Origin of the sequence: Rahnella sp. ChDrAdgB13 (genome assembly GCF_017655185.1) — a bacterium.
GTDB classification, from domain to species: domain Bacteria; phylum Pseudomonadota; class Gammaproteobacteria; order Enterobacterales; family Enterobacteriaceae; genus Rahnella; species Rahnella contaminans.
In genome coordinates this window covers 1-1,314 of the sequence record NZ_JAEMGT010000058.1, presented here as the reverse complement: position 1 = coordinate 1,314, position 1,314 = coordinate 1, and the positions used below count along the sequence as shown (strand labels likewise).

1 protein-coding gene is annotated in these 1,314 nt (G+C 47.9%); it reads left to right on the top strand.

The genetic code is table 11. The features are described from left to right. Positions 1 to 211 precede the first annotated feature (211 nt). Entirely contained in the window at positions 212 to 1,222 is a 1,011-nt protein-coding gene (locus J8X26_RS15740; protein ID WP_208951343.1) for an IS110 family transposase, read from the top strand. The last annotated feature ends 92 nt before the right edge of the window (positions 1,223 to 1,314 follow it).

The following is a 1,314-nucleotide window of genomic DNA, read 5'->3' as shown; positions in this document are numbered from 1 at the left end:
CTTGTATGTAATAAGCATGTGGTGGTTAGCTACCATCGCATGAAGCGGAGAGAGCTTGGCCCTCGCCCCAAGGCAGTGACCTTCATTTGGCAGCAAAAGCCCTCCGCTTCACCTTTCACGCCAGCATTAACATTGAACGGTTGCCAAGAGCGATGACTCTGTATGTACAAGGATAATAGGCGTGATGGTCCAGTGAAAGGAGAAAACTTCTATGTTTCAGTTAGGTATCGATGTCAGCAAGAAAACCCTGGATTTATGCCTATTGCGGGAAGGTGTAAAAGGCAGGGTCAAAACTCGCAAGCTTAAAAACGATTTCAATGCAACCAGTACCGTGATCAGCTGGCTCTGCAAACAACAATGTGAACCTGCCGATGTCCATATCATTATGGAAGCCACCGGTGTTTATCATGAGTCGCTTGCATACGGCCTTAACAAGGCTGGGGCCAGAGTATCGCTTGCCAACCCATACCGCAGCAGAGAATTTGCACGTGGCATGGATATTTTGACGAAAAATGACAGCGTTGATGCTTATATGCTTGCCTGTTACGGTGCACTTAAAGAGCCGGAACCATGGGTTCCTCCACCTGAGAATGTTCGTTATCTCAGTGCACTTTTGCGTCGCCGGGATGCGCTAGTCACTGACAGGAGCCGCGAAAAAAACAGACTTGAAAAATGCAGGATGACGGACATTCCTCCTGTTATTGCTGAATCGATCGACAATGTTCTTCGTAACCTGAGTACAGAGATTGAACATCTAGACGATTTGATTCTGACTCACCTCGACCAACATGCTGAATTGAAAAAGGATTTTGACCTGCTAACATCGATAAAATCCGTGGGTTTTCAGTTAGGTCTGAATATGCTGGTTATCTTGAGGGGTCATCGTTTTGACACCGCAGAGCAGGTTGCGGCATTTTTAGGTGTGGTGCCCGTTGAAAAATCGTCCGGCACGTCAGTAAGAGGTAAACCGAAGTTGTCTAAAATCGGACCGCCTGAAATTCGGGCGAAACTGTATCTGGCGTCGCTATGCGGGCTGAGGTTTAACCCGGTGATGAAAGCGATGTATGAAAGGCTATGTTTATGCGGCAAGGCAAAAATGTGTGCCATTGGCGCCCTTATGCGAAAACTTGTTCACTGGTGTTATGGCGTTCTGAAAACACAAAAGCCTTTCGATGCGGAATATCTGTCTTCCGATGCGCGTAGCGCATATAAGGCGGTATGAAGTCGTTTTATATGGCTCTGTAGTTAAACCGCCGAGGCCCGGCGTAAGCCGGTGCAGGATCATTAAAGATCCTGATCCCCCCTCCGCCCTGC